This window comes from Micromonospora sp. WMMD735 (assembly GCF_049178995.1).
In the GTDB taxonomy this organism is placed as follows: domain Bacteria; phylum Actinomycetota; class Actinomycetes; order Mycobacteriales; family Micromonosporaceae; genus Micromonospora; species Micromonospora wenchangensis.
Map to the genome: position 1 here is coordinate 4,795,830 of NZ_JBMHMJ010000002.1, position 26,216 is coordinate 4,822,045.

The window sequence follows — 26,216 nt, forward strand, 5'->3', positions numbered from 1 at the left end:
GACACCGCGCCTGCGGCGGGACCAGCACGTCACAGTGGGGCGTCGAGCCGGTGTCGACCCGGCCGCGCCCTCGTCGGTGACCACCGGTCGGCTGCCCGGTCCGCCCGGTGGATGGCGAACACTCCGCGTCCTACGCCCGTGCGGGGTGACGCTGCCCTGCCGTGATGCTATATCGAATGGATTCGATCTGCGACAGGTGTCCGACCCGGTCCGGCGGGTGTCGACCCTGCGCGACGGCCCGACCACGGACCGGTGGCACGCTCAGCGGGTACGCGCCCGCCGGGCCGCCAACTCCGTACGGTTACGGACGCCGAGCTTGCGGAAGATGTTGCCCAGATGGAACTCGATCGTCTTCACCGAGACGAAGAGCCGCTGCGCCGCCTCCCGGTTGCTGAGCCCGTTGGCGATCGCGGTGGCGACCCGGGCCTCGGCCTCGGTCAGCGTCGCCTCCCCTGCCGGCACCGGGAACGGCGGGTCGGCGACCAGCGGGACACCGGCACCCGCCGCGGACGTGCCGAGGGAGCGCAGGTCCCGCATCACCAGCGTGAGCATCCCGGCGGCACCGGTCCGGGCGTACCCCGCGCACGCCTGCTCCAGCAGCCGGGCCGCCTCGCCCCGCCGGCCGGCCCGCCCGTGGTGCACGCCCAGCAGCCAGGCCACCCGGGCGGCGAGCAGCTGCTCGACCGGGCGGGTCAGCAGGTCCACCGCCGCCGTGAGGGCCGCCGTGGTGGCCGGGCCCGGCTGGAGGATCCAGTCCCGCCACGCCGGCAGCACCGGTCCGCCCGGCCAGGAGGCGGGCGGGTCGTCGATCCCGGCGAGCAGGTCGCCGGCCAGCCGGGACCGGCCGGCGAGGGCGTGGTGGGTGGCCAACTCCCAGCGGTGCTCGTACTGGAGGCCGGCGGTCACCCCGACGTCCCGGGCCACCACGAGTTCCAGCAGCCCGGCCCAGGTCTCCCGGTCGCCCCGGGCGAACGCCAGCGCGGCCGTGCACTCGGGCAGGTGGCGGGCCACCCAGGCCGAACCGACCTGGGCCGCCAACTCGCGGGCCTGGTCCAGGTGGACGGCGGCATCGTCCAGGTCACCGCGCAGCGCGTCGCACTTGGCCAGCCAGGAGGTCGCCTCGGCCTGCACGTCGGGGGTGCCGCACTGCGCGGCCAGCCGGGCCGCCTCCCGCAACTCGGCCTGCCCCCGGACCAGGTTCCCCGCCCAGCAGTCACCGACCCCGACCAGGGCGAGCAGCCGGGCCCGGTCGGCCGGCGGCAGGTCCAGGTCGGCGAGCAGCGGGGCGAACCGGCGCGCCTCGTGCGGACGCATCAGCGTCATCACGGCGGTCAACGCGCACTCCACCAGCACCGGGTCGTCGCCGAAGGCGTGCTCGTCGAAGATCCGTACGGCGGCGTCGAGGTGCTCCGGGCCCTCGGCGAGGCCGGCCCGGGTGGCCGCCGTCCCCGCCAGGGTGCGGTAGATCAGTGCGGTACGCGCCGAGCCGCTCGCCTCGTGGGCCTGCCGGACCCGGGTCAGCAGGGGGAGCAACCGGTCGCTGTCGGTGGTCCGGGACAGCGTGAGGAAGGCCCGGAACAGCAGGCGCGCGGCCTCGTCCGGGTCGGCACGGTCGGCCGCCGACAGCAGGCGCTCGGCCGTGATCTCGGTGGACACCGGCTGAGCGTAGAACCCGGGGCCAACCCTGGGGATTTCCCCGGTGCCGGGGCCACCCCGGTGCACCGACACTGCATGCACCTGCCGGTCCAGCCGGCCGGTGGGGCGTTCGCGAACGGATAGAGGTAGCACCATGAAGCGCAGGACCGTACAGATCGACACCATTCCCGCCGACGGGGTGGAGTTGGCCGACGAGCAGCTCGCCGGGATGCTCGGTGGGCTGCCCCGCAACGGGGCGGGCTCGTCGAAGACCATCGACGACATCCCCGGCGGGGGTCGACCGGACACCGACACCGACTTCTGATCCGTCACCGTCGGCGATCCGGCCCACCCCGGTGGCCGGGCCGTCGGCGGTCCCCGTCCGGAGTACCCATGATCCTCATCCTGACCGCCCCCGACGACGTGCACGCCGACGCGGCAGAGGTGGAGCTGGGCCGGCGCGGCGTCAGCTGGGTCCGCTTCGACCCCGCCGACGTACCGTCCCGTGCGTCACTGTCGGTGACCGTCCGGGACGGCCGGCTGACCCGTACCCTGGTCCGGCACGCGGACCCGGACGGGACCGTCGACCTCGACGCGGTGACCGCCGTCTGGTTCCGCCGGCCCGGTGTGCCGGTCGCCCCGTCCCACCTGGACGAACCCCACGCCGGTTTCGTCGTCGAGGAGAGCCGGCAGTTCGTCGGCGACGTCTGGGAGACCCTCGACGTGCCGGCGCTGCCCGCCCCCCGACCGGTGGTGCTGCGGGCCCAGCAGAAGGTCCGCCAACTCCAGCTCGCCCTGCGCCTCGGGTTCGACGTGCCGGCCACCGCCGTCGGCAACGACCCCCGCGACGTGCTCGACCTGTTCGACCACACCGGCGGCCGGATGATCACCAAGCAGGTCGGGCTGACCAGCCTGCGTGACGAGCTGATGCGGTACACCGAACCGGTCACCCACCGCGACGTCGGCCACGTCGACGGGGTACGCCACTGTCCCCTCATCGCGCAGGAACGGGTGCCCAAGCGGGTCGAGCTGCGGGTCACCGTCGTCGGCGACCGGGTGTTCACCGCCGCCATCGACTCCCAGCGGTCCAACCACGCCCGGCACGACTGGCGTCGCCAGGACGACCGCAACACCCCGCTGAGCCGCTACGACCTGCCCGCCGACGTCGCCGCCCGGTGCGTGGCGCTGACCCGCGCGCTCGGCCTGCGCTACAGCGCCCTCGACCTGATCGTCACGCCCGACGGCCGGTACGTCTACATCGAGATCAACCCCAGCGGCCAGTACCTGTGGGTGGAGGAGGAGACCGGGCTGCCCATCACCGCTGCCGTGGTCGACCTGCTCACCACGCCCGCCCCCACCCCCGGAGCCACCACATGACCACTCTGGACCCGGCGCTGCTCGACGCCGCCGTCACCCTGGTACGGGAACTGACCGCCGACCGCGCCGGCCTGCCCGAGGCCCGTCGACGCCTCACCCCGCTGCGGGAACGCTGGCCCGGGGCCGATCCGGCGGTCGTGCGGGACGAGGAGGTGGCCGACGGGTCCGTCGCCTTCGACGTGCTGCTGCGCGAACCGGCCGGCACGGTCTCCGTGGCGTACAGTCCGACGCCGGCCCTGCCGTGGCCGCTGCGCGGGGCGGTCCGGCACTCCGACCACCACCTCGCCCGGGTGGGCACCCGGACGCTGCGGGTGGGCGAGGCGCTCACCGCCCTCGACTTCCTCTGGTACGACCACGACGTGCTCGCCAGGCTGGTCGACACCGGCCTAGTCGCCGAGGAGTTGGAGCGGCACCCGGTCGAGGTCGACGACGACGAACTCCAGGCGGCGGCCGACGCGTACCGCCGGGCCAAGGGCCTGCTCGACGCCGAGTCGACCGCGCGGTGGCTCGCCGGGCGGGGGCTCTCCGCCGAGGATTTCGCCGACCTGATCGCGCACACCGTGGCGGTCGCCCGGCTCCGCGCCCGGGTGGTGGGTGACCGGCTGCCGGAGTGGTTCGCCGCGCACCGGTCCACGTTCGACCGGCTCCTGATCGTCTGGGCCGCCGAGGGGACGCTCCCCACCGACCGCGCGACGGCGCTCGCGACGGTGGCCGCCGCCGTCCGCGCCGGCCGGGCCGCCGGCACCCTGCGGACGGTGGCGGTCGCGGCCCCGCCGGAGCTGCGCGACGCCGCCGGACCGGTGCCGACCACGATCGCCGGTACGGCGGTGACGGCCGTGGTGGTCGACCGCGAGCCGGCCGTCCTCGACGACGACACCCGGGCGCTGGTCGAGCGGGCCATGTTCGACGAGTGGCTGGCGCAGCGGCGGGCCGGCACCGACGTCGAGTGGTTCTGGCTGTCCCGGGACCGGACGACCCGGGTCCGGTGACCGGCCGGCGGCGGGTGCCGGTGGTGCTGCAGGTCGCCGCCACCGACTGCGGGCCCAGCGCGCTCGCCATGCTGCTCGCCGCCCACGGCCGGGCGGTCCCGGTGTCGCACCTGCGGGCCCGGCTCGACGCCGGCCGGGACGGCCTGAGCCTGCGCGACCTGCGCGACGAGGCGCAGGAGTACGGGCTGCGCTGCCGGGCGATCGCCCTGCCGGCGCTGGGCCGGGACGCCACCCGGCTGCGGGAGCTGCCGATGCCGCTGCTGGCCCACTGGAACGGCGACCACTACCTGGTGGTGGAGCGGATCGGCCGCCGTGGCGTCGACGTGGTGGACCCGGCGGTGGGCCGCCGACGGCTCTCCCCCGCCCAGTTCTGCGCCGGCACCACCGGGGTGGTGCTGCTGGCCGCGCCCGACGGTCCCGCCCCGCCGGCGCCCCCGGCACCGTCGCCGGTACGCGGCCTGCTGCTGCCGGTGCTGCGCCGGCACACCGGGCTGCTCGCGCTGCTGGCGGCGACCTCGGTGCTGCTCACCGCGACCGGCCTGGCCGTGCCGTGGGCGACCGCCGCGCTCATCGACGCCGCCGCGCCGCCGGCGGCGACCTGGCTCGCCGCCGTCGCCGCGCTGGCCCTGCTCACCGGGGCGTTGTCCCTGCCCCGGGGGCTGACCGTGACCAGCCTGCAACGGCGCATCGGCAGCCGGCTCGGCACCGAGACGGTGCACCGGCTGTTCGAGGTGGTCTACCGGTACTTCCACCGCCGGTCGGCCGGCGATCTGGTCGACCGGGTCCGGGCGGTGGCCGGGGTCCGGGACCTGCTGGCCTCGGCGCTGGTCGCCACCGCCCTGGACGGGCTGCTGGTGGTCGGCTACCTGACCGTGGTGACCGTGCTGGCGCCGGTGCTGGGGCTGGTGGCCGCCGCCGTGATCGCCGTGCAGGCGGGCACGGCGCTGTGGGTCGGCCGCCGCTCCGGCGCGCTGCAACGGGAGGAGCTGCTCGCCTCCGGTGAGGAGGCGGCCCGGCTCTCCGAGGCGGTGCAGGGCATGGCGGCGGTCCGGGTCGCCGGGGCCCAGCAGCGGGTGCGGGAGCGCTGGCAGGAGTCGTTCGACCGGGGCGTGTCGGCGGCGCACCGGCTGGCCCGGCTGACGGCGGTCGCGGACGCGCTGCTCGCCGCCTGGTCGATGGCGTGCCCGGTGCTGATGCTGCTGGTCGCGGTCCGGCAGGCCGACTCGCCGGGCCGGGCCGCCGGCCTGGCCGCGCTCGCGGTCGCCGCGGTCACCCCGGCGGTCGCGCTGGCCCAGCGGCTGCCGTCGTTCACCCTGCTCGCCCCCACCATGGACCGGCTGGCCGACATCGTGGACGCGCCTGTCGAGCAGCCCACCCCGGGCGCGCCGGCGCCCCGGCTGACCGGGCTGGTCACCCTCACCGGGGTGGGTTTCCGGTACGACAGGCGGTCGCCGTGGGCGCTGCGCGACGTCACCGCCGTGATCCGGCCCGGCAGCAAGGTGGCGGTGGTGGGCGGCTCCGGCAGCGGCAAGAGCACCCTGGTCGGCCTGCTGACCGGGCTGTACGCCCCGGCCGAGGGGCGCATCCACGTCGACGGCCACGACCTCGCCACGCTGGACCTGTCCTCGGTGCGCCGGCAGATCGGGGTGGTCCTGCAGGAGACGTACCTCGGCGCGGGCACCCTGCGCGAGGCGTTGACGCTGTCCCGTCCGGATGCCTGCGACGCGGCCGTCGACCGGGCGGTCCGGCTGGCCGTGCTGCACGACGACGTGGCGGCCCTGCCGATGGGGCTGCACACCCACCTCGGCGACGGTGGCGTCGGACTGTCCGGCGGGCAGCGGCAGCGGGTCGCGCTGGCCCGCGCGCTGCTGGCCGACCCGGCCCTGCTCATCCTGGACGAGGCGACCAGCGCGCTGGACACGGTGACCGAGGCGGCCGTCGAGGCGAACCTGCGGGCGCTGCCGGTGACCCGGCTGGTGATCGCGCACCGGCTGTCGACGGTCGCGGACGCCGACCTGGTGCTGGTGCTCGACCGGGGGCGGCTGGTGGAGTGCGGACCGCCGGGGGTGCTGCTGGCCGCCGGGGGACCGTTCGCCCGGCTGGCCGGGGTGCCCGGTGCCGTCCGGTCGTGGCCCGATCCGGTCCGCTGAGCCGGTCACGGCGCATGCGGAACGGCGGCGAACTCGACGAGGTCGAGGCGGCCGTGGGTGGACGCATAGCGGGTGAGTGAGGTGTTGGCGACCGGGGTGGTGGCGAGGATCGCGTCGAGGTCGGCGAACGACAGCCCCTCCAGGACGTGCCGGGCGGCGACGACCACGGCGTCGTGGGCCACCACCCACACCCGGCGGCCGGCGTGCCGGCGGTGCAGGTCGGTCAGGGCGGCGCGGACGCGGGCGGCGACGTCGTCGAACGTCTCGCCGCCGGGTGGTCGGTAGGCGTAGAGGCCGTCGGCGGCGAGCCGGGCCGCCTCGGCGGGGAACCGTTCGGCGATCATGAGCGGGGTCAGCAGTTCCAGGTCGCCCATGAGCCGGTCGACCAGCCGCCCGTCGAGGTCGACCGACGCCGGGGTGACGCCGAGGGCGGCGGTGTCCGCGACTCGGGCCCAGGTCTGCCGGGCCCGCCGGTACGGCGAGCAGACGACGTGGTCGGGTCGCCGGTCGGCGGCTTGCGCCGCGAGCCAGCGGCCGAGCCGGGTGGCCTGCTGCCGGCCCAGCGGCGACAGCGGGACGTCGGCGTCGCGTCCGGTGAGCCCGTGCGCGGCGACACCCCGCGCGTGGGCCTCGGCGAACGCGACGTTGGCGACGCTCTGCCCGTGCCGGACGATGGTCAACTCCGCGACGGTGTCCACCGTTCCACTGTCCGGCAGCAGTCGGTGCGGGGCGACCCCGGGCGGCGGGACGCCGCCGCAACGACGGCGGTACCCGGCAGCTCGCCGGCCTCGACACCCCCGACCGAACACGTTTCCGAAAGTTTCCGAAAGTCGTTGACGCGTTCGAAATGCCGCTGCAATACTCCGATTCACAGCGACATCAACGTATCTCGATAGAACCCCGCATCCCCAGGCAGCACCGCCCCCAGGAGGACCTGCGCATGATCTCCAGCACCGGTGGCTCCGGTCACCCGTCCCGCTCCCGAGCCTCCCGCCTGACCGTCCGGCTGGCGGTGCTCGCCACCACCGTGGCGCTGGGCGCCGTCGGCGTCGCGGTCTCCGCCACCCCGTCCAGCGCCGCCGCCTGCAACGGCTACGTCGGTCTCACCTTCGACGACGGACCGACCGGCAGCACCGGCGCGCTGCTGAACGTGCTGCGCGCCAACAACGTCCGGGCGACCATGTTCAACGTCGGACAGAACGTGCAGGGCAACCCGTCCGCCGCCCGGGCCCAGGTCGACGCCGGCATGTGGATCGGCAACCACAGCTGGAACCACGCGCACATGACCTCGATGGGTCAGAGCCAGATGCAGTCCGACCTCTCCCAGACCAACTCGGCGATCCAGTCGGCCACCGGCGTACGGCCGCAGCTGTTCCGCCCGCCCTACGGCGAGACCAACTCGACCCTCCAGTCGGTCGCCTCGTCACTCGGCATGCGCCAGGTGATCTGGGACGTCGACTCCCAGGACTGGAACGGCGCGAGCGTCAGCCAGATCGTCTCCAACGCCAGCCGGCTCCAGAACGGCCAGGTGATCCTGATGCACGACGGCATCCAGAACACCCGTGACGCGATCGGGCAGATCATGGCGAACCTGAACAGCCGTGGCCTCTGCCCGGGCATGATCTCGCCGAGCACCGGCCGGGCGGTGGCCCCGGACGGCACCCCGCCGACCAACCCCCCGACCACCCCGCCCACCGGCACCCCGACCACCCCGCCGGCCGGTGGGACGTGCACCGCGACGGCGACGTACCCGAACGTGTGGGGCGACCGGTACAACACCTCGGTGACGGTCCAGGGCGGCAGCAACTGGACGGTGGTGGTGGCGCTGACCGCGCCGCAGAAGGTCAACACCACCTGGAACGGCACCCCCAGCTGGGACAGCACCGGTTACGTGATGACGATGCGGTCCAACGGCAGTGGCAACACCTTCGGCTTCACCACGATGATGAACGGCAACAGCGGCGCCCGGCCGCAGATCCGGTCCTGCACCACCGGCTGACCGGTGGGCGGCCACCCCGATCCGGGGGGCCGCAGGCACCTCCCGACCAACCGGCCCTCCCCGGACGCCACGGCGTCCGGGGAGGGCCGCCGCACAACCACCCGTCGGAGTGGGCCCGAAACTTTTCAGTCACTCGCTCGAAACTACCGGTTGAAAACCCCGGGATTACCTGCCAACCTGAAATCCATCGATGAACGTGAACGTTAACAGCACGCTACGGGCCACCCACCACCACCAGGAGGTACCGACAGTGCGAGGACACGCACCGCACTCCCCGCCCCCGGCGCAGCACCGCCCGGCCCGGGTCTCCCCACGTCGGCGACGCCGGCTGGTCACGCTCGCCGCAGCCGGGATCGCCGCCGCCGTCGTCGGGTTGTTCACCATGACGGTGACCACCGGCACGGCCTCGGCCGCCGACAACCCGTACCAGCGGGGCCCCGACCCGACCCGGAGCAGCGTCGCCTCCGTGAACGGTCCGTTCGCCAACACCTCGGTCGCCGTCCCGACCGGGTACGGCTTCAACGGCGGCCGGATCTACTACCCGACCGACACCAGCCAGGGCACCTTCGGGGCGGTCGCCATCTCACCCGGCTACACCGCGCTGTTCTCCGTCGAGCTGGCCTGGATGGGGCCGTGGCTGGCCTCGCACGGCTTCGTCGTGATCGGCATCGAGACCAACAGCCGCAACGACTTCGACACCGCACGGGGCACCCAGTTGCTCGCCGCGCTGGACTACCTGGTGCAGCAGAGCCCGGTGCGGGACCGGATCGACCCCACCCGGCTGGCCGTCTCCGGTCACTCGATGGGTGGCGGCGGGGCGCTCAGCGCGGCGCTGCGCCGCCCGGCGTTGAAGGCGGCGGTCGGCATCGCGCCGTACTCACCGTCGTCGAACCTGGCCAACGACCGGGTGCCCACGATGGTCTTCGCCGGGCAGGCGGACACGGTGGTCACCCCGTCCTACGCCACCGGGCTCTACAACAGCCTCCCGGCCACGACCGAGAGCGCCTACCTGGAGGTCGCGGGGGCCGACCACGGGTTCATGGTCGGCCGGTCGAACCCGGTGCTGATCCGGACCATGTTGCCGTTCCTCAAGATGTTCGTCGACAACGACGCCCGGTACAGCCAGTTCCTCTGCCCGCTGGCGGACAACAACGGCGTGGTCAGCTACCGCAGCACCTGCCCGCTGCTGCCGCCGACGGCGACCACCCCGCCGCCGATCCCGTCGGACACCCCGCCCCCGATCCCGACCACCCCGCCGCCGACCACGCCGCCGCCGAGCAACCCGCCCGGCGCCGCCAGCCTGATCGTCGGCGCGCAGTCCAACCGGTGCCTCGACGTGCCCAACGCCTCCCGCGCCAACGGCACCCGGGTGCAGCTCTGGGACTGCAACCGCGGGACCAACCAGTCGTGGACGTACACCACGAGCAAACAGCTCCGGGTGTACGGCGACATGTGCCTGGACGCGGCCGGCTCCGGCAACGGTGCGGCGGTCCAGATCTACGGCTGCCACGGCCAGACCAACCAGCAGTGGAACATCAACGCCAACGGCACCATCAGCAGCGTGCAGTCCGGGCGCTGCCTGGACGTCTGGAGCACGGCCAACGGGGCCCAGGTCCAGCTCTACGACTGTCACGGGCAGACCAACCAGCGGTTCACCCTGACGCCCCTGACCTGACGGCCCGACCGGCGACCGCTCCCGCACCACGCGGACCGGGCCGGTGTCTCCCACACCCGGGGAGGCACCGGCCCGCCCCCGGTGGCGTACGCGGCGGAGGTGACGTCCGCTCGGCTCCGACCGTTCGCTGCGCTAATCGACGTTGGCGGGACAAGCCGTGCCCGGTTTGCGAGGCTTATCGGGTGCGGAGGGATGATCCCGCGCCACACCCGACGGCCGGGGGTCGGCGTCTGGTGGCCCGTGACCCTGAGGCCATCGGCGATGTGAGCTGGGTCGAACTCTTCGTCGATCTGCTGTTCGTGTTCGCGTTCCTGGCCGTCACCACGCTGATGGCCGAGCATTTCAGCCCCCTCGGGTTGGTCCAGGGCGTGCTCGTGATGCTCCTTCTCTGGCACTGCTGGACCCCGTGTGTCTGGCTCGGCAACGTGGTGCACCTCGACCGGGGGATCATGCCCCCGATCATGCTCGGCATCGCCGCCGCCCTGTTGGCGATCGGGGTCGCGATACCCGAGGGGTTCACCGACCGGGACGGCGGGCTGCCCGGCCCGATGGTGCTGATCTGCGGATATCTGCTGATCCGGGCGACCGCCATGGGCGTCCTCACGTTCGTCAGCCACCGGGGCGAGGGCGGACGGCAGTCGGTGGTCGCCGCCTGGTTGATCTTCATCGCCGGCGGGCTGGTGCTGCTCGCCTCCTACCTGGTGCCGCCGCTGCTGCCGACGACCGTCGACGCCGCCCTGGTGCAGGCTGTGCTGTTCGCGAGCGCTCTCGTGATCGACTCGCTCATCCTCGTGGTGGCCAGCAAGGGCGGCTGGCGGGTCGTCTCGCCGTGGCACTTCGCCGAACGGCACGCCCTGATCGTGCTCATCGCGCTCGGCGAGACGATCATCTCGATCGGTGCCAGCGAGGGGCTCGGCGTGGACCGCCCGGTGACCGTCCAGCTGGCCGTCGGGGCGGTGCTGGGCATCACCGTGGTCTTCGCGCTGTGGTGGAGCTACTTCGACCTGGCCAAGGTGATCATCGAACGGGCCCTGCGGGCCAGCTCCGGGCGGGAGCGCGCCCGGGTCGGCCGGGACGTCTACAGCGGGTTTCACCTGCCCATGATCGGCGGGTTGATCTTCCTCGCCCTGGGGCTGAAGTACCTCAACACGCACGCCACCCCGAGGAGCGCCAGGCCGTGGCCGTCGGCCGGCGTCGCCGTCCTGTACGGCGGTGTGCTGCTCTATCTGAGCGCCCTCGTCGCGGTGGAGTGGCGGGCGGTCCGGCTGCTGGGCCGGGGTCCGCTGGTGGGGGTGGCGCTGCTGACGGCGCTGCTGACGGTGGTCGGCCGGATCTCCGAGGTGCAGGCGCTGGTGGTGCTCATCGCCGCCGTCTGCACGATGCTGGTGCTGGACAACACCCTCTTCCGGCGAAAACACCGGCAACTCCACGAGTCGGTCGAGCAGGAGAGCCTCCACGTCGGGACGATCGACCCTCGGGAACTCTTCGTCGACCTCGTGTTCGTGTACGCCTTCATCGAGGTCACCGCAGTGATGAACCGGTTTCCGACCCCGCTCGGCCTGGCCCAGGGCATGATCCTGCTTGCGCTGCTGTGGTGGGCCTGGACGTCGTACACCTGGCTCGCCAACGCCGTGCGGCACGACAGCACGTTGGTGCGGCTGTGCACGGCGGGCATCATGACGGCGGTGCTGCTGATCGGGCTGGCGATCCCGCAGGCCTTCGTCCCCCTGCCCGGCAGCCTTCCGGGCCCCCTGCTGGTCGTCGGGTGTTACATCGGCGTCCAGCTCCTACAGGGTTTGATCTTCCGGCAGATCGTCCGGGAGAACCCCGACCTGCGGGGCACCCGTACCCGGTTCGTCGCCACGGCGGTCACCATCGTCATCCTGCTGGTGATCGCCGTCATCGAGGTGGTCGCCCCCGACGCGGTCGCCCGGCACCCGGCCATCACGCTGCTCTGGGTGGCCGCGCTGCTCGTGCAGTACGTCGCCGGGTACTGGGCCGGTGGGCGGCTGTGGCGGATCAGGCTGGTCCGGCACTGGGCCGACCGGCACGCCCTGGTCATCCTGATCGCCGTCGGCGAGGCGGTGCTCTCCGTCGGCATCTCCATCAACAACGTGCCGATCTCCGCCCCCACGCTCGTCGTCGTCGTCGCGTCGGTGGTGGCCCTCGGCACGATCTGGTGGAGCTACTTCACCGGCATCGACGCGGCCCGGATCGCCCTCGGGGCCTACGAGGGGGACCGTCGGGTCCGCGCCGCGCGGGACGCGTACACCTATCTGCACCTGCCGATGATGGCCGGGATCGTCCTGGTCGCCTACGGCCTGCACCAGACGCTGGCCGCGTCCCAGGAGCGGCACAGCGCCCTGCTGGGCCACTACATGCTGTTCTTCGGGGTGGCGTTGTACCTGTTCGGCAACCAGATGTTCTGGCTGCGGATCTTCCGGACGGTCAGCCGCCACCGGCTCATCGGCGCGGGCGTGGTCACCGTCCTGGCACCGGTGACCGTCCCGCTGCCGTCCGTGGCCTCGTTGCTGCTGCTGACCGTGCTCGGCGTCGTCTTCGCCGTGGTCGAGGGGGTGCAGGAGGGTGACCCACGGACCCGGCGGCCCGCCCGGACGTGACCGGTTCCGGCGGCCCGCCCCGGGGCTCAGCCGGCGGTGCAGGGGTTGCCGTTGAGCCCGAAGCTGGTCGGTGGCGCGTTGCTGGTGCTCCAGCTGCCCTGGATGCCGAAGCTCACCGAGCCGTTCGCCGGGACGACGCGGTTCCAGTCGACGTTGCGGGCCGTCACCGTGGCCCCGCTCTGGCCGGTCGTCGCGTTCCAGCCGGAGGTGATCTGCTGGTCCCCCCGGAAGCTGAAGGTGAGCGTCCAGCCGTCCACCGGCGCGGTCGCGGTGTTCTGGACCGTCACGACGGTGACGAACCCGCCCTGCCACTCGGACTGGTTCTGGTAGGTCACCCGACAGGTGGACGGCGGTGGCGGGGAGGTCGGCGGTGGCGTGGTGGTCGGCGGTGGCGTGGTGGTCGGCGGGGTGGGCGGCGTCGGCGCGAACACCGCGTTGGAGGCGATCGAGACGTTGCCGACCGCGTCCCGGGCCCGTACGTAGAACTGGTACCGCAGCGGCGTCGACGGCGGTGGCGGCGGCGGGAGCGCGATCGTGTACGTCGTCGTGGGCACGGTGGCGACCAGGAACGAGCTGTACCAGCCGTCGAAGCGGTAGACGTTGTAGCCGCTCACCCCGACGTCGTCGGTCGACGGTGACCAGGAGAGCGTGGCGGTCGAGTCGGTCACGTCGCCGAGGGTCAGGTTCTGCGGCGCGCTCGGCGGGGTGGTGTCCGGCCCGGTGTCGGTGACCGGGGTGACCACGGTGACCGGCTCCGACGCCAGGGAGCGGTGCCCGACGACGTCCCGGGCGGAGATCCGGAACAGGTACTGCCGGCCCGGCGTGATGTAGTTGCTGATCGTGGTGGTGGTGACGTCGCCGACGCTTGCCGACATGACGACGTCGTCGAAGGGGCTGTAGTACGTGATGTCGTAGCCGGCGATGGCGCAGCAGCCGCGGGTCGCGGCCGTCCAGGTGAGGGTGACCGACCTCGTCCTGACCTCGCTGGCGGTGACGTTCGTGGGCACGCCCGGCGGGAAGGGCGAGGTGTTCGGTGTCCCCGGCGGGGTGGTGGGCGCCGTGGGCGGCGGCGCGGCCGCTCCCCTCAGGGGCGCCGCGGCGGGTGCGGGCGCGACCCCGGGGAGCCCACCGGCGGCCGGTCCGGGGAGCGTCGTGGTGCCGGCACCGGCGGCCGGTACGGCGACCACTCCCACGCCGAACACGGCGATCGACGAGACGACGGCGGCGAGCAGGCCGGGCCGCACGCGGCGGCGCGGCGCGGACGAACGGACCCCTGGCATACGTCCACCGTGCGGCAATACATCGACGACTGTCAACGACTTACACCAACCGGTGCGCGGTTCCCGAGCCACCTCGACCCGTTCGGGTTTGACACCGGCCCCCGCACCGCTCAGCCGGCCGTCCAGGCGCGGAGCTTGTCGGGGTTGAGGACCGTCCAGATGCGCCTGATCCGGTCACCCTCGACGTCGAACGCCAGCACCGCCCCGACGACGCCCGCCACCTGCGCCACCAGACCGGGCTGCCCGTTGACCGTGCGCTCCAGGAGCCGGACGCCGGAGGCCGCACCGCCCCGACCGGCGAAGAAACGCGCGATCTGCTCTGCACCCTCGATCGGGTGGAGTACGGCGCTGACCAGTCCGCCGCCGTCGCCGGTCGCGGTGGCGTCGGGCGTCAGCAGACCGACGAGCGCGTCGATGTCCGTGTCCTCCCACGCCTGCTTGAAGGCCCGCACGACACCGGCCTGCCGGGCTGCCGGCACCCTGGGCGCCGACGACCCGCGCACCCGGCGACGGGCGGACGAGGCCAACTGGCGGCACGCGGCGGGCGTACGGCCGACGACCTCGGCCACCTCGGCGAAGGAGTACCGGAAGACGTCGTGCAGGATGAACGCGACGCGCTCGGCCGGTGTCGTCGATTCGAGCACCACCAGGAAGGCCATGCTGATCGACTCGTCCAGGGTGACCCGGTCGACCGGGTCACCCGTACCGTCGCCGGTCCACCCGGCACTGTCGGGCAGGGGCTCCGGAAGCCACTCCCCCACGTAACGTTCCCGCCGGACGCGGGCCGAGCCGAGCACGTCGAGGCAGATCCGGCCGGCGACCCTGGTCAGCCAGGCACCCGGGGTCTCGATGGCTCCACGCTGGTCGGGGGAGAGGGCATACCAGCGGGCGTACGCCTCCTGCACGACGTCCTCGGCGTCGGCCAGGGACCCGAGCAGCCGGTACGCGAGACCGATGAGCTGGGGCCGCTCGCTCACGGGTCCGCTCGGGGCCGCCTCGGGCCAGTCCAGTCCGGGCCCGCTGGGGTTGGTCATGCTGACGCCGACTCCCTTGATCGTCCGCTTCCCCACCGGTTCGACCGACGGCACCCGCAGCTACGGAGTCGAAGCGCCGCCTGACATTCGGCAGGGCTGTTTCGTCGTATCGGTAGGCCGAACACTATCCCAGCAAACCGCGGGGAGAACCTGACATGAACCTCGCCCCGGGCGACACCGGAACCGTCGTGGCGGACCTCGCGCCGCCGGTGCCGGCCGGTCTCGTCCGGGGTCACTTCGGCCCGTGCTCCGTCAGCAGTTGATCCACGGCCATCGTCACGGCACCGCCGACCGGGAGAAAACGATCATGGAACCAGTGAACCTCGCGATCATCTACTACAGTGCCACCGGCACCGTGCACACGCTGGCCAAGGCCGCGGTCGAGGGGGCGGAGAAGGCCGGCGCGAACGTACGCCTGCGCAGGGTGGCCGAGACGGCTCCGGCCGAGGCTGTCAACGCGCGGGAGGAGTGGGCCCAGCACGTCCAGGACACCGCCGACGTCGAGGTGGCCAGTGGCGACGACCTGGAATGGGCCGACGCGGTCATGTTCGGCACGCCCACCCGCTTCGGTCTCGTGTCGAGCCAGCTCAAGGCCTTCATCGACACCCTCGGTCCACTGTGGTTCCACGGCAAGCTCTCGAACAAGGTCTACTCGGCCTTCACCGCCTCCAACAGCGCGCACGGCGGGCAGGAGTCGACCCTCCTGTCGCTGTCCAACATCTTCTACCACTGGGGCGGGATCATCGTTCCTCCCGGCTACACCGACCCGATCCAGTTCCAGTCGGGCAACCCCTACGGCACCTCCCACGTGGCCGGCGGTGGCCCGCCCAGTGACGTCACCCTCCAGGCGGCCCGCTACCAGGCCCGCCGCGTGGTCGACACCATGGCCGCGCTGAAGGCGGGCCGCCCCGCCTGATCCGACCTCCGGCGACAACCGTGGGAGGGGTGACCCGCCGGCCGGGCCGGCGGGTCACCCCTCGACGTGGCCCACGAAGCGGGGACGGGATGGTGGTCGTCCGGCCCGACCGGACCCACCCGGGCCGCCCTGCCGGCGACAGGTCGTCATACGCCGCCGGTGGCGTACGCCGTCAACCGGCGAGCCGGACCGGCAGGGCGGACAACCCTCGGGTGAGCAGGCCCGGGTGCCACTCGATGGCGTCGGCGTCCACCGCCAGGCGGGCCTGCGGGAACCGGGCCAGGAAGTCCCCGATGGCGACCTGTGCCTCCATCCGGGCCAGCGGCGCCCCCATGCAGAAGTGGATGCCGTAGCCGAACGAGAGGTGCGGGTTGCGCTCACGGTTCATCAGGAACCGGTCGGCGTCGGCGAACGCGGCGCCGTCCCGGTTGGCCGCGTGCAGGGACACCATGACCAGATCCCCCGCCGCCACCTCCGTACCGAAGAGGTTCATCGCCGTGGTGACGGTGCGCAACGCGGCACCCGTCACCGGGCTCTCGTACCGGAGGAACTCCTCGATGGCCTGGGGCAGGTCCTCGGGGTGGGCCCGGATGTGGTCGGCCAGTTCCGGGGTCCGCAACAGCAGGTAGAGACCGTTGCCGATCAGGTTCGTCGTGGTCTCGTGGCCGGCGACGACGAACAGGAAGGCCGTCGAGATCAGCTCGTCCTCGGTGAGCCGGTCGGCCTGGTCCCGGGCGGCGATCAACGCCGACAGCAGCGCGTCGTCCGGGTCCACCCGACGCCGGGCGACCAACCCCTGCAGGTGCGCCACGAAGTCGGTGACCTCGCGGACCGGAAAGACCGGCGCTCCCAGCCCGGCGCTGAACGCGTCGGCCCACCTCCGGAAGTTGGCCCGGTCCTCGACCGGCACCCCGAGCAGTTCGGAGATCACCTGGACGGGCAACGGGGACGCGTACCCGGCGATGAGATCCGCCTCGTCGGCCCCGGCCGCGAGCCGATCCAGCAGATCACCGGAGAGGTGTTCGACCCGGGGCCGCAGCGCCTCGATCCGCCGGGGCACGAAGGCCTTGGCGACCAGCCTGCGCAGCCGCGTGTGGTCGGGCGGGTCGATACGCAGCATCGACGTGTTCATCGCGGACCGCACCTGTGGACTCAACGCGCCCTGGTCGAACCAGTCGTGCTGGTCCCGGTTGGACAGGCGGGGATCGTTCAGCGCCTCGCGCACCTCGGCGTGCCGGGTGACCATCCAGACCGGCACGCCGTTGGGTAGCCGCACCTGCCGGACCGGTCCGGCGGCGTGCATCGAGGTGAGGAAGTCCTGCACCGTACCGGTCAGGTCGAGGACGTCCGGGGAGTCGCTCATCAGCACCACTGCTCTCTCACACGGCGACGGTTACGGACCGGGACGACACGCGCGGCGTCACCCGCTCGCCGTGCCGGAGTCGGACAGCAGCATCTGGTCCAGCATCCGGGGCTGCCAGTTGTAGTACGACTGGACCTTGTAGTTCTCCTCACCGGTCGACGACACCCCTGCGTAGTAGACGAACCTGCTGTCGGCGGCGTTGTTGGGCAGTCCCTGGAGAAACTGCTCGATCTTCGGTTCCAACGGGACCGGGAGGGATGCCGAATCCGGCGTCATCACGGCGAAGCAGAATCGCTCGACCGCCGAGGATTCCCAGCCCAGGCTGGCGTAGATGCCGAAGGAATGCCGGGCGAGCCGGAGCATTCGCTCGCCCGGATCGGGCAGACCGAGTTCACGGGTCATCGACAGGACGCCCTCGGGGGTGAGGCATGCGTCGGGCAGCGCACCGAAGTACACGTTCACCGTCCGGTGCCGGTAGTCGATGCCGAAGGTGTTCACCCTGTCGTCGAGGCCGCGACGGGCGAAGAACTCCATGTTGTCGGCCAGACTGCGGGGCATCGAGGGACATCCGGCGAGCGTGGCCAGCGACTGCATGCCGTCCGGCGGGAAGAAGACGTATATCTTCTTGAACCCGCCCGCCACGCCGAAGTCGATGCCGTAACCGGCGATCGGGCAGTCCTCGCGGACCTCGGCGAGCAGGGCACCGATCGGGTGGTCAGTCCGCCCGGTGAGCCCGTTCGACAGCGCCACGGCGTACGGGTCGGTCTCCCTGCCGACGGTGAAGCGCCAGTCGAGATCCCCCTGGTACCGCGCCCCGGTCGCCACCCGGAGTGCGATGACGGCACTCGGCAGCGAATCCGCGTACGCGTCCAGGATGGCCTGGACCCGCTCACGCGAGCAGGGCACCTCCAGCAACCGGGCCGATTCCTCGATGGCCGAATACAGGTCTGCTGACTCGGCGTGCTCGGACATTCATCCTCCAGGTGTCCGGGCCGGCGCGCGGAGCACGGGCCGACCCGTCGGCAGCGGCAGAAGCATGGGTTGGCCCGGCTAGCGGGCGAGGATCACCGTGGTCGGCGACGGAGTGGGGTGGAAGGTGACGTCGTCGAAACCGGCCTTGGCGAGCCAGGCCTGGTAGTCGGCCCGCCGCCAGGTGCCGCCCCGCCTGCTCTTGAGCAGCATCTCCGCCGCGAAGATCAACGAGAAGGAGGGGCCGCTCCGGTCGTCGTCGACCACGTAGTCACAGATGACCAGGGTGCCGCCGGGCCGGAGGGCGCCGCGCACCTTCGCGAAGAGGGCCGTGTTGTCCTCCGGCCCCTCCTGGTGGGCCACGTGGGAGTAGACCACGACGTCGTAGGCGCCAGCCGCCAACCCGGTGCTGTGGAAGTCCCCGTCGATGCAGGTGAAACGGTCGGCGACCCCCTGCTCGGCGACCAGCCGGCGGGCGATCGCGTTGATCGGCGCCCAGTCGAGCTGGGTGGCCCGGGCCGCCGGGTTCAGCCCGAGCCACGCGGCCGAGAAGATCCCCGATCCGCCGCCGAGATCCAGGATCGAGATCTCGCCGGCGTGCGCCAGTCCCAGCAGTTCGGCGACGATCGCCGTGACCGGGACGGACTGCGGGGCGATGGCCGTCACCACCTTCTTCCAGTGGGGGTTGTCGGCGACCTCCACGGTCGCGGCCCTGATCGGTCCGCCGGCACGGACCACCTCCGGCAGGTCCGCCAGCGCAGCCATGTGGGTCATCTTGAGCGTGGCGAACTCGCTCAGGCTGGTGGGTTTCCCCTCGACCAGGAAGGTGCTCGCCTCGGCGGTGTTGCGGTAGCGACCGTCGTGCAGCTCGACCAGGCCGATACCGACGAGCCCGTCCAGGAGGGTCTGCGCGCCGCGCTCGGAGATGCCGGACCGGTGGGCCAACCCGCCGGCGGTGTCCGCGCCGGCCTCCAGGTGGGTGAAGAGCGAGTGGCTCGCCGCCGCGCCGAGGATGCCGGTGGCCCAGTAGCCGTTGACGAGGTGCATGATGCGGTCCGGGGTGGGCTGGTCGCTGGTCATGCTGCTCCTGCTCGGGTGTGGGGGTGCAGTGCGCACCCGGTGCCGGCGACGGGGGTCGGTGGAACGCTCCGGTCCCGACTGGTCATGCGGTCTTCGTCGCGAAGAGGATGAACCGCCTCGGGATGGCGTCCGGTGGGATGTCGGCGGGGTCCTTGCCGACCACCCGGGTCAGCTCGAAGCCGCACTCGGCAAGCCAGTCGCGGTACGTCGACACCTTCTGCAACCCGCCCTGAGCGGTGGCGCAGCCGAGCAGGAACGTCGGGAAGAAGTCGACCTGGGAGTCGTCGCGATCGGTGATGTCCTCGGGATAGACCGGCGCCAGGATCACGAGCTGACCGCCGACCTCCAGGGCTCCGTTGGCGCTCCTGAGGATCCTGAGCACGTCACCCCTGTCGTACATGTCGAGGTAGTGCTTGATCAGCACCACGTCGAACCCGGTCGGGACATCCGTGAAGATGTCGCCGCCGACGAACGAGCAGTGTTCCTCGACGCCGTGCTCCCGGAAGTTGCGCAGCGACTCCTCCTCCTTGCCGGGCGCGTCGAAGTTCGTCACGTGCAGGCCCGGTGACGCCTTCGACCGGTAGGTCATGATCGATCCGAGACCGTTGCCGCCGAGCAGGTCGAGCACCCGGGCGCCGGGCGGAATGTCGAGGTTCTCGAAGAACCAGCCGTAGACGTGGCCGGTCTCCAACTGCGCCAGCCGGCCCCACGACTCGAGGATGTCCTGGTGCTCGGCCGCAGCGTCGAAGAGCGTGCCGTCGAAGCCGTAGAACTCCTTGAGCCCCACGAGCGTTCCGGTCTGCACACTCTCGGTGAGATAGAACATCTGCCGGAGCATGGCCACTTTGATCATCTTCATGAAGGCGAGCGCGCGGTCGAGGTCGGCCTCCGCCACGCCGCCGAGGGCGTCCAGCGAGTAGGCGCGTGAACCCTCGTCGTACGCGACGAAGCCCTCCTTGACCATCAACTGCAGGAGCTGCTCCACCGCATCCGGCTTCACCCCCACCGCGTCACCGAGCTTCACCGCCGTCAGCCCCGGGTTCTCCCGCAACCGATCGATCAGCCCGAGCTCGAAACAGGACAGCAGATTCATGAATCGCGTCGGCCCCACCATGTACTCACGGAACCGGGCGAGCGTGGCTTCTGGCGTCATGTACTGATCCCTCCGAATTGTTTGCTGCCGCGGCACGGCAGTCGACACCGGCACCCACCACGGAACGTCCCGGGACCGGCTGCTGGTCAGTTAGGGCTCGGTCCCTGATCGGATCTGCCGTCGAGCATCGACCACCGGGCTTGGCCGGGACTGTTCGACCGGTTGGCATCGACTTGGGGGAGGTCGGTCAGGGCCAGGCGGCCGTTCGCGAGCCGGGTCAGCGGCAGCGCCTCCTCCGGAAGGGCGACCCGGCGACCCCGGTCGTCGTCACGCATGCGGGCCACGCCCAGGCAGGACAGCAGCAGGGCATGGGACACCGGGTCGGTCACCTGTGCCAGTGCGCGCTCCAGGGCGTCGACGAGCCGACGGCCGACCTCACCGTCGCCTGACTGACGCCAGAGCGGCTCGCCGACCGCCGCCGCCGCCACGGCTACCAGCCGGGAGGTGGCCGGTTTGCCACGGGACTCCCCCATGACCAGTGCCTCCTCGATGGCCTGGATGAACACGGGCAACCCGTCGCGCGGGTTCCCGGCGCGGTACAGGCTGGTGCCCAGACCGAGCAGCAGCGGATACCTGTCGAAGTCCTCCCGCTGGGCCAGCTCCGCGGCGGTCAGGGCCTGCCGCCAGAGTGTGGCGGCCTCCCCGAACGCCATTCGGGTGTCGGCCGCCCGTGCCGCGACAGCCGCGTAGGTACAGGCGCGGGCGGCGGCTGCGGGATCGAGTTCGGCGGCCAGCAGCCAGTGCCGGGCGATCTCGGCGGCCCGTTCCGGAACACCCGCCCAGGCCCGGGCCGCAGCCACCCCGATCCGTCGGTGCAGCCTGACCCGGCGCAGTCGTCCGATCGACTCGTAGAGCGCCTCGGCGGCCAGGGCGTGGGTGAAACGGAACCATCCCAGTCGCTGCTCGTCCTCGACGATCAGGCCCACCGCACCGGCGGCGTCCATGATCTCCAACGCCGACTCGATCCCGATACCGGCCGCCTCGGCGACGATCTCGATGGCGAAGTGTCGGCCGGCGACGGCGGCCACCGACACCACGTCGAGGGCGGACTGCGGGAGACAGCCCATCCGCCGAAGCACCACCTCGCGTACCGGCACGGGCACCGGCACCGTGTGCGGATGCGCGAGATGCTCGTCGGTGGTCAACAGCTTGATGAGTTCCCGCAGGAAGAACGGGTTGCCCTCGGTGCGTTCCCAGAGCCCCTCCGCGGTCGGCCTACCGACCTCACGGTGCAGCAGGTCGCTCGCCAGGCACCTGGTTTCCCGGACGTCCAGACCGGCGAGCTCTATCCGCGTCAGCTCCGAGCGGGCGAGTGCGGCAAGCGTCTCGGTCAGGGACGCCGCCTCCCCCGACCGGTAGGACACCGCCAGCAGGAGGCGGTTCTCCGGCACCGACTCGGCCAGGTGGGCCAGCAACCTCAGGGAACTCGCGTCGGCCCGGTGCAGGTGATCGAAGACGATCACCAGGGGTGCGGCCTGGGAAGCGTCGGTCAGGTAGTGCAGGATCGCCTCGAACCGGCGCAGCGTGGCCGTGGCCACCTCGGTGCCGTCCGCCATCTGCTGGTGGTCGCCGTTGAGGAGTTCGGCCACCGGCGCGGGTACGGGATGGTGCGGGAAGCAGGTGCCGGCCGCCCGCAGGATCTGCTCCCACAACCAGAGGGGCGGTGCGACGACGTGTTCCGGGCAGCTGCCCCAGAGCACCGGCGCACCGGCCAGCATGGCGAACCGGCGCAGCAGGCTGGTCTTGCCGATGCCGGGCTCACCGGAGACGGTCACCACCCGGCCCCGACCGGTCGCCCCGTTCAACGCGTCGAGCAGTTGCCGCAGGGCGTCCTCGCGGCCGACGAAGACCTCGCCGTCCACCAGCGGCGACGGTGCCACCGGTGCCAGCGGGCCGGTCGTCCGGGCCCGCCCCGTGGCGGCGGGCCGGTCGGGCCCGGTCGGCACCGCGAGCGGCGGGGCGGGTCGCCACTCCAGCGCCGGCACCTGGTTGAGGATCTCGCGTTCCAGGTGCTGCAGTGACGGTCGGGGGTCGATGCCCAGTTCCTCGGACAGCCGCCGCTGGGTCGCCCGCAGCACACCCAGCGCGTCGGCCTGCCGGCCTGCCCGGTACAACGCCAGGCTCAACAGCTCGCAGCCGTACTCGCGCAACGGATAGGCGTGGACGAACGCGTCGAGTTCGGCGACGGCCACCTCGTGCGCGCCGACCGCCAGGAGCGCCGCACAGCGCGCCTCGACAACCGACAGCCGCAACTCCTCCAGTCGCGCCACCTCCGGCACGATGCAGCTCGCGTACGCCACCTCCGCGTAGGCCTGCCCACGCCAGAGCGACAGGGCGGTCTCGAACTCGCGTAACGCCCGCTGCGCGTCGCCCCGGTCCCACGCCTGCCAGCCGGCCGTGGCATGTCCGCTGAACCGGTGGACGTCGACGTCCACCACCCGCCTGTCCAGCAGGTAGCCGGGCGGGCAGGTGCGCAACACCGTGGCGGGGGTCCGTGGTGCCCGGTCCGGCTCCAGCACCCGGCGCAGATTGGCCACGTACGCCTGCAACGAGGTCATCGCCGACGGCGGCGGGTGCTCCGCCCACAGCGCTTCCAGGATCACCTCGACCGCCACCGGCTGACCGGCCCGGCTCACCAGCAACGCCAACAGCGCGCGCTGCTTCGGTGCGCCCAGATCGACCAGTCGGCCCGCGACCACCGCCTCCAGCGGCCCCAGCGCGCGGAACTCCGCCAGGACCCGGCAGGCGGCCCGCGGATCGTCGCTTCGGGAGGGGCCCGACGCGGTACGGAATGAGGACCCCGTGACAGCGATATTGATCATGCGTCGGCACTTCCGGCGTGAACAGCGGAAGATGCGCAACGACACAGGTCCGGTGCGACGATACCAAATGGTTTGTGGTCCCGCTTGCCCGTTACGTGAGCATGGACCGCAGGCCGCATGACGGTGCCCCTTCCCCCGCGGCTACCTAGGCTGCGCTCAAGTTGCCGGGCAAAACGCTACCGCCGACCGGAGGTGGTGGCAATAAGCGCCATAACCTTGCCTAATCGATGCAGGTCATTGACGGTATCGAGTCCGGACGCGCTCGCTTCGGGCACCCGTTGACATCACGGAAAAGGCGTCACGATGTTTGGCCGGGGTGGATGGTGTCGGGTTTCCGCCGCATGGATGATCACGGTGCCACTTCGGCGTACCCTTATGCGCGATCACGGCTGCCGGCCGGGGTGAGTCCATGCTGCCCTGCGCATTTGCGGCGGGCGCGGTCCGGGCCCGCCCAGGGCCAGCCGGGTGGCGGCCGCAGTCCATCCACCCGGACCCGCACGACCCGGCATCCCGCGTGCACCGCCGGGCCGGACCAGCCAACCGCGCCCGAGCCACGGGTCCGCGCGGACACGCCAGCCAGGGAGCAACCGACCGGCCGTACGACACCGGGGCCGATCGGCGCCCCCGTCGACGCGTGACGTCGCCGGCAACTACAGCGGGCCAGTCGGCGCGGCGCCATTTTCCGGCATCCCTCTTGCCACCGGCTTGGTGCCGACTTGGAGCCGACTTGACGGCGACCCGCCGACCGGACCACCCGACGCGGTGGTCGGTAATCGACGACACCGGCGGTGGTGATCCATTGTTATTGCAAACGAATTTTCGACACGTGGTCCCGGAGGACGGTCCGCCGCCAGGCTTCCTCACCTGTCGACCTCACCAATACGCGTCACCGGCGCATATGCGCGAACTCGCGGGACTACTGCCGACCGGCGACGGAGTACGGTTTCCCCTACCGGGAACGACGAGAGCGCGCGTCGACGAAACCGCCCCGATTCCGGTTTCCGACCAACCGCAGTCCCGGTCGACATCAGGGCGGTACCGCGGGCACGAATGTCGGATACCTGGCCCCGGACAGAAAAGCGGGGCGCACCGGGCCACTGGCAGTTCGTCCCGCGGGACCGCCCGGAGGCCGGCCGGCGGCGAGGACGGGAGGTCGTGACGACAGGTGTGGCGCACCGGTGGATCGCCTGACCGGCGAGCTGGTCCAAGACCGCGCCAAGCCGGCACCAAGCCGCCGGACAGTCCGGGTCAAGCCCCGTACCCGATGCTGTGCGAGGTAGCGCACCCGGCAGCGGGAGCAGGACGCCGGGACCGATGTCGACCGGCGCAGATGGGCACAGCCGTAGCAGAGCAGGGTCGGCGCGTCACCGCACCGGCACCGTCCACGCACCGGCGACTCCTCCAGATCGAGGTCGCGGCGTCCCGGGCCGATCGACCCGGCCGGGCCGGTGCACCCCGCGCCGCAGGGGCGCGGACCCCTCACCCGCACCGGTACGCAACAACGGCCCGAACGGCCGTCAGAGATCCCGAGGAGGCGGTTCAGATGAAGGGCTCCGCGATCCACCGCTCCATCCGGAAGGACGGCCTGCACCTCGGCCTCGTACCGCAGATGGCCGCGGCCCGGAACAGGTCCACCCTGCTCACCCTCGACCACGACCTGGACGTCCTCCCGCAGGCGGGCCGGCGGCTGACGGTGGCCGAGATCGCCGGCCACGTGGACGACCTGGCGGCCCGGCTGTGGGCGGCCGGGGTCCGACCGGGAGAACGGATCGCGATCTACAAGAGCGCCAACTTCGACGTCTGGGTGCTGGCGAGCGCCGCGTCGCGCATCGGCGCGGTGCCCGTGCTGCTCTCGCCCGCCCTGGACGCCGCCACCGTCGGCGCGCTCCTCGGCCGGCTGGAGCAGCCGAACCTGCTCACCGATGACCGTAAGCTCGACGACCTGGCCGACGTGCCCCTCGCCGAACTCACCAGGCGGGTGGTCACCGTGACGGGACACCGCCCCGGTACGGCGTCGCTCGCCGACCTCGCCGGCTCCCCGCGGATCACACCGGTGTGCCGGAAGTTCGACGAGCCGGCGATGATCACCCACACCTCGGGCACCACCGGTCTACCCAAACTCGTCGTGCACACGCCGCAGACCATGGGTGCCCGGCTCACGCCGCAGTGGCGGCTGCTGTCGCTGATGCGCCGCCGGGAGACGGTCGCGATCCACATCTCCTTCGTGCACTCACGGATGTTCGCAGCGATGGCACTGGCGTTGTTCTTCGCGATGCCCGTGCTGCTCATGCGGGAGTCCGATCCGGACCGCGTCGCCGACCTGTTCCTCGCCAACCGGCCGGGATTCATCGAGGTGCTCCCCAACTCGCTGATGGAGTGGGAGCGCCTCACCGAGGACCGGCGCAAGCCGTTCGCGTCGATCAAGTACTTCAGCACGACGTTCGACGCGATCCACCCCCGGACGATGAGCCGGCTGCTCAGGTCGTCCGAGCGGCGGGGGGCGCTGTTCTTCCAGATCTACGGCCAGAGCGAGGTCGGTCCGGCCGTCGGCCGACCGTACTTCCGCCACTCCGCCCACCGGGCGAACGGCCGCTGTGTCGGCTGGGCGATGCCGGGATGCGCGCGGATCCGGGTGGTCAGCCGCAACGGCAGGCGGCCCTCGGAGACGAATCCCGGATTCATCGAGGTCGCCTGGCCCGGCCTGGCCAAGACCTACTTCGCCGAGCAGGAGCGGTACGACACCAACCGGGACGACGAGTGGTGGCGCACCGGGGACGTCGGCTACCGGACCAGGTTCGGCTGCCTGCACATGTTCGACCGGGAGGTCGACATGATCCCCGGGCTGCGCAGCGCGCTGGAGGTCGAGGACGTCATGCTCGGCGAACTGGAGGAACTGACCGAATTGGTCGTGGTGCCCGGCCCGAACTCCGAGCCGATCCCGGTCATCTGCACCCGGGACGACAAGCCGCTCGACCCCGACCGATGGCGTGCCGCCGCCGCCAGGTTCCCCCAACTGGCCGCCCCGATCCAGATCCCACAGGCCGACCTGCCCCGTACCGGCACCCTGAAGGTCCAGCGGATCGCGTTGTCACACCGGCTCCAGGGTGAGCTGGAGAAGCGGAGCTGACGGGCACCGCCACGGCGGCGGTCGCG

At 72.1% G+C, this 26,216-nt stretch carries 18 protein-coding genes; 9 read left to right on the top strand and 9 right to left on the bottom strand.

Annotated features, from left to right (window positions below; genetic code table 11):
* Window positions 1-261: 261 nt before the first annotated feature.
* Window positions 262-1,656 (bottom strand): helix-turn-helix transcriptional regulator, encoded by a 1,395-nt coding sequence (locus ACN268_RS20660; RefSeq protein WP_421484607.1) that lies wholly within the window; start codon window positions 1,654-1,656, stop codon window positions 262-264.
* Between the two features lie 133 nt (window positions 1,657-1,789).
* Between ACN268_RS20660 and ACN268_RS20665 the strand changes: the two genes are divergently transcribed.
* The 4 genes from ACN268_RS20665 to ACN268_RS20680 all read left to right on the top strand — a co-directional run bounded on the left by ACN268_RS20665 (window position 1,790) and on the right by ACN268_RS20680 (window position 6,151).
* A complete protein-coding gene (locus ACN268_RS20665; RefSeq protein WP_208564974.1) occupies window positions 1,790-1,960 on the top strand; it encodes a putative ATP-grasp target RiPP in 171 nt (56 codons plus the stop codon).
* A gap of 68 nt (window positions 1,961-2,028) precedes the next feature.
* On the top strand, window positions 2,029-3,012 hold the full coding sequence (locus ACN268_RS20670; protein WP_421484608.1) for an MvdC/MvdD family ATP grasp protein: 984 nt from the start codon (window positions 2,029-2,031) through the stop codon (window positions 3,010-3,012).
* Window positions 3,009-4,001 carry a TIGR04500 family putative peptide maturation system protein gene (locus tag ACN268_RS20675; RefSeq protein WP_421484609.1) on the top strand — a complete coding sequence of 331 codons (993 nt, stop codon included), beginning with the start codon at window positions 3,009-3,011 and terminating at the stop codon, window positions 3,999-4,001. Before ACN268_RS20670 ends, ACN268_RS20675 begins: the two co-directional genes overlap by 4 nt.
* The gene (locus ACN268_RS20680; protein WP_421484610.1) at window positions 3,998-6,151 is read left to right on the top strand and encodes a peptidase domain-containing ABC transporter; all 2,154 of its coding nucleotides are present in this window, start codon (window positions 3,998-4,000) and stop codon (window positions 6,149-6,151) included. The genes ACN268_RS20675 and ACN268_RS20680 overlap by 4 nt, the downstream gene beginning before the upstream one ends.
* Window positions 6,152-6,156: 5 nt before the next feature.
* Here the strand turns inward: ACN268_RS20680 and ACN268_RS20685 are convergent, their stop codons facing one another.
* Window positions 6,157-6,849 (bottom strand): histidine phosphatase family protein, encoded by a 693-nt coding sequence (locus ACN268_RS20685; protein WP_421484611.1) that lies wholly within the window; start codon window positions 6,847-6,849, stop codon window positions 6,157-6,159.
* A gap of 242 nt (window positions 6,850-7,091) precedes the next feature.
* Here ACN268_RS20685 and ACN268_RS20690 point away from each other — a divergent pair, with 242 nt between their 5' ends.
* From ACN268_RS20690 to ACN268_RS20700, 3 genes are all read left to right on the top strand, one after another.
* On the top strand, window positions 7,092-8,150 hold the full coding sequence (locus tag ACN268_RS20690) for a polysaccharide deacetylase family protein (RefSeq protein ID WP_421484612.1): 1,059 nt from the start codon (window positions 7,092-7,094) through the stop codon (window positions 8,148-8,150).
* 190 nt (window positions 8,151-8,340) lie between these two features.
* Complete coding sequence (locus ACN268_RS20695; RefSeq protein WP_421484613.1) at window positions 8,341-9,825, top strand: ricin-type beta-trefoil lectin domain protein; 1,485 nt, start codon at window positions 8,341-8,343, stop codon at window positions 9,823-9,825.
* Window positions 9,826-10,058: 233 nt separating this feature from the next.
* Window positions 10,059-12,446: a low temperature requirement protein A gene (locus ACN268_RS20700; RefSeq protein ID WP_421484614.1), complete on the top strand. Its 2,388-nt coding sequence runs from the start codon at window positions 10,059-10,061 to the stop codon at window positions 12,444-12,446.
* A 26-nt stretch (window positions 12,447-12,472) separates the two neighbouring features.
* Here the strand turns inward: ACN268_RS20700 and ACN268_RS20705 are convergent, their stop codons facing one another.
* Together ACN268_RS20705 and sigJ are read right to left on the bottom strand one after the other, a co-directional pair.
* Window positions 12,473-13,726 (bottom strand): cellulose binding domain-containing protein, encoded by a 1,254-nt coding sequence (locus ACN268_RS20705; protein WP_421484615.1) that lies wholly within the window; start codon window positions 13,724-13,726, stop codon window positions 12,473-12,475.
* A gap of 110 nt (window positions 13,727-13,836) precedes the next feature.
* Complete coding sequence (gene sigJ, locus ACN268_RS20710) at window positions 13,837-14,760, bottom strand: RNA polymerase sigma factor SigJ (RefSeq protein ID WP_421484616.1); 924 nt, start codon at window positions 14,758-14,760, stop codon at window positions 13,837-13,839.
* A gap of 307 nt (window positions 14,761-15,067) precedes the next feature.
* On the opposite strand from sigJ, the gene wrbA reads away from it, so the two are divergent.
* Window positions 15,068-15,676 (top strand): NAD(P)H:quinone oxidoreductase, encoded by a 609-nt coding sequence (gene wrbA, locus ACN268_RS20715; RefSeq protein ID WP_204925357.1) that lies wholly within the window; start codon window positions 15,068-15,070, stop codon window positions 15,674-15,676.
* Window positions 15,677-15,848: 172 nt separating this feature from the next.
* Here wrbA and ACN268_RS20720 read toward each other — a convergent pair whose 3' ends face one another.
* From ACN268_RS20720 to ACN268_RS20740, 5 genes are all read right to left on the bottom strand, one after another.
* Entirely contained in the window at window positions 15,849-17,039 is a 1,191-nt protein-coding gene (locus ACN268_RS20720; protein WP_421484617.1) for a cytochrome P450 family protein, read from the bottom strand.
* 57 nt (window positions 17,040-17,096) lie between these two features.
* Window positions 17,097-18,011, bottom strand: coding sequence for an aromatic prenyltransferase (locus ACN268_RS20725; RefSeq protein ID WP_421484618.1), 915 nt, complete (start codon window positions 18,009-18,011; stop codon window positions 17,097-17,099).
* Window positions 18,012-18,089: 78 nt separating this feature from the next.
* Window positions 18,090-19,088 (bottom strand): methyltransferase, encoded by a 999-nt coding sequence (locus ACN268_RS20730; protein WP_421484619.1) that lies wholly within the window; start codon window positions 19,086-19,088, stop codon window positions 18,090-18,092.
* Window positions 19,089-19,170: 82 nt separating this feature from the next.
* On the bottom strand, window positions 19,171-20,241 hold the full coding sequence (locus tag ACN268_RS20735) for a methyltransferase (RefSeq protein WP_421484620.1): 1,071 nt from the start codon (window positions 20,239-20,241) through the stop codon (window positions 19,171-19,173).
* 86 nt (window positions 20,242-20,327) lie between these two features.
* The gene (locus ACN268_RS20740) at window positions 20,328-23,063 is read right to left on the bottom strand and encodes a BTAD domain-containing putative transcriptional regulator (protein ID WP_421484621.1); all 2,736 of its coding nucleotides are present in this window, start codon (window positions 23,061-23,063) and stop codon (window positions 20,328-20,330) included.
* A 1,543-nt stretch (window positions 23,064-24,606) separates the two neighbouring features.
* Here ACN268_RS20740 and ACN268_RS20745 point away from each other — a divergent pair.
* On the top strand, window positions 24,607-26,190 hold the full coding sequence (locus tag ACN268_RS20745) for an AMP-binding protein (protein WP_421484622.1): 1,584 nt from the start codon (window positions 24,607-24,609) through the stop codon (window positions 26,188-26,190).
* The last annotated feature ends 26 nt before the right edge of the window (window positions 26,191-26,216 follow it).

Bases quoted from the DNA above. Each gene is read 5' to 3' on its own strand.
- sigJ (WP_421484616.1), bottom strand. From the start codon at position 14,760: ATGACCAACCCCAGCGGGCCCGGACTGGACTGGCCCGAGGCGGCCCCG.
- ACN268_RS20735 (WP_421484620.1), bottom strand. From the start codon at position 20,241: ATGACGCCAGAAGCCACGCTCGCCCGGTTCCGTGAGTACATGGTGGGG.
- ACN268_RS20730 (WP_421484619.1), bottom strand. From the start codon at position 19,088: ATGACCAGCGACCAGCCCACCCCGGACCGCATCATGCACCTCGTCAAC.
- ACN268_RS20740 (WP_421484621.1), bottom strand. From the start codon at position 23,063: ATGATCAATATCGCTGTCACGGGGTCCTCATTCCGTACCGCGTCGGGC.
- ACN268_RS20725 (WP_421484618.1), bottom strand. From the start codon at position 18,011: ATGTCCGAGCACGCCGAGTCAGCAGACCTGTATTCGGCCATCGAGGAA.
- ACN268_RS20670 (WP_421484608.1), top strand. From the start codon at position 2,029: ATGATCCTCATCCTGACCGCCCCCGACGACGTGCACGCCGACGCGGCA.
- wrbA (WP_204925357.1), top strand. From the start codon at position 15,068: ATGGAACCAGTGAACCTCGCGATCATCTACTACAGTGCCACCGGCACC.
- ACN268_RS20745 (WP_421484622.1), top strand. From the start codon at position 24,607: ATGAAGGGCTCCGCGATCCACCGCTCCATCCGGAAGGACGGCCTGCAC.
- ACN268_RS20695 (WP_421484613.1), top strand. From the start codon at position 8,341: ATGAACGTGAACGTTAACAGCACGCTACGGGCCACCCACCACCACCAG.
- ACN268_RS20720 (WP_421484617.1), bottom strand. From the start codon at position 17,039: ATGAGCGACTCCCCGGACGTCCTCGACCTGACCGGTACGGTGCAGGAC.
- ACN268_RS20665 (WP_208564974.1), top strand. From the start codon at position 1,790: ATGAAGCGCAGGACCGTACAGATCGACACCATTCCCGCCGACGGGGTG.
- ACN268_RS20705 (WP_421484615.1), bottom strand. From the start codon at position 13,726: ATGCCAGGGGTCCGTTCGTCCGCGCCGCGCCGCCGCGTGCGGCCCGGC.
- ACN268_RS20675 (WP_421484609.1), top strand. From the start codon at position 3,009: ATGACCACTCTGGACCCGGCGCTGCTCGACGCCGCCGTCACCCTGGTA.
- ACN268_RS20690 (WP_421484612.1), top strand. From the start codon at position 7,092: ATGATCTCCAGCACCGGTGGCTCCGGTCACCCGTCCCGCTCCCGAGCC.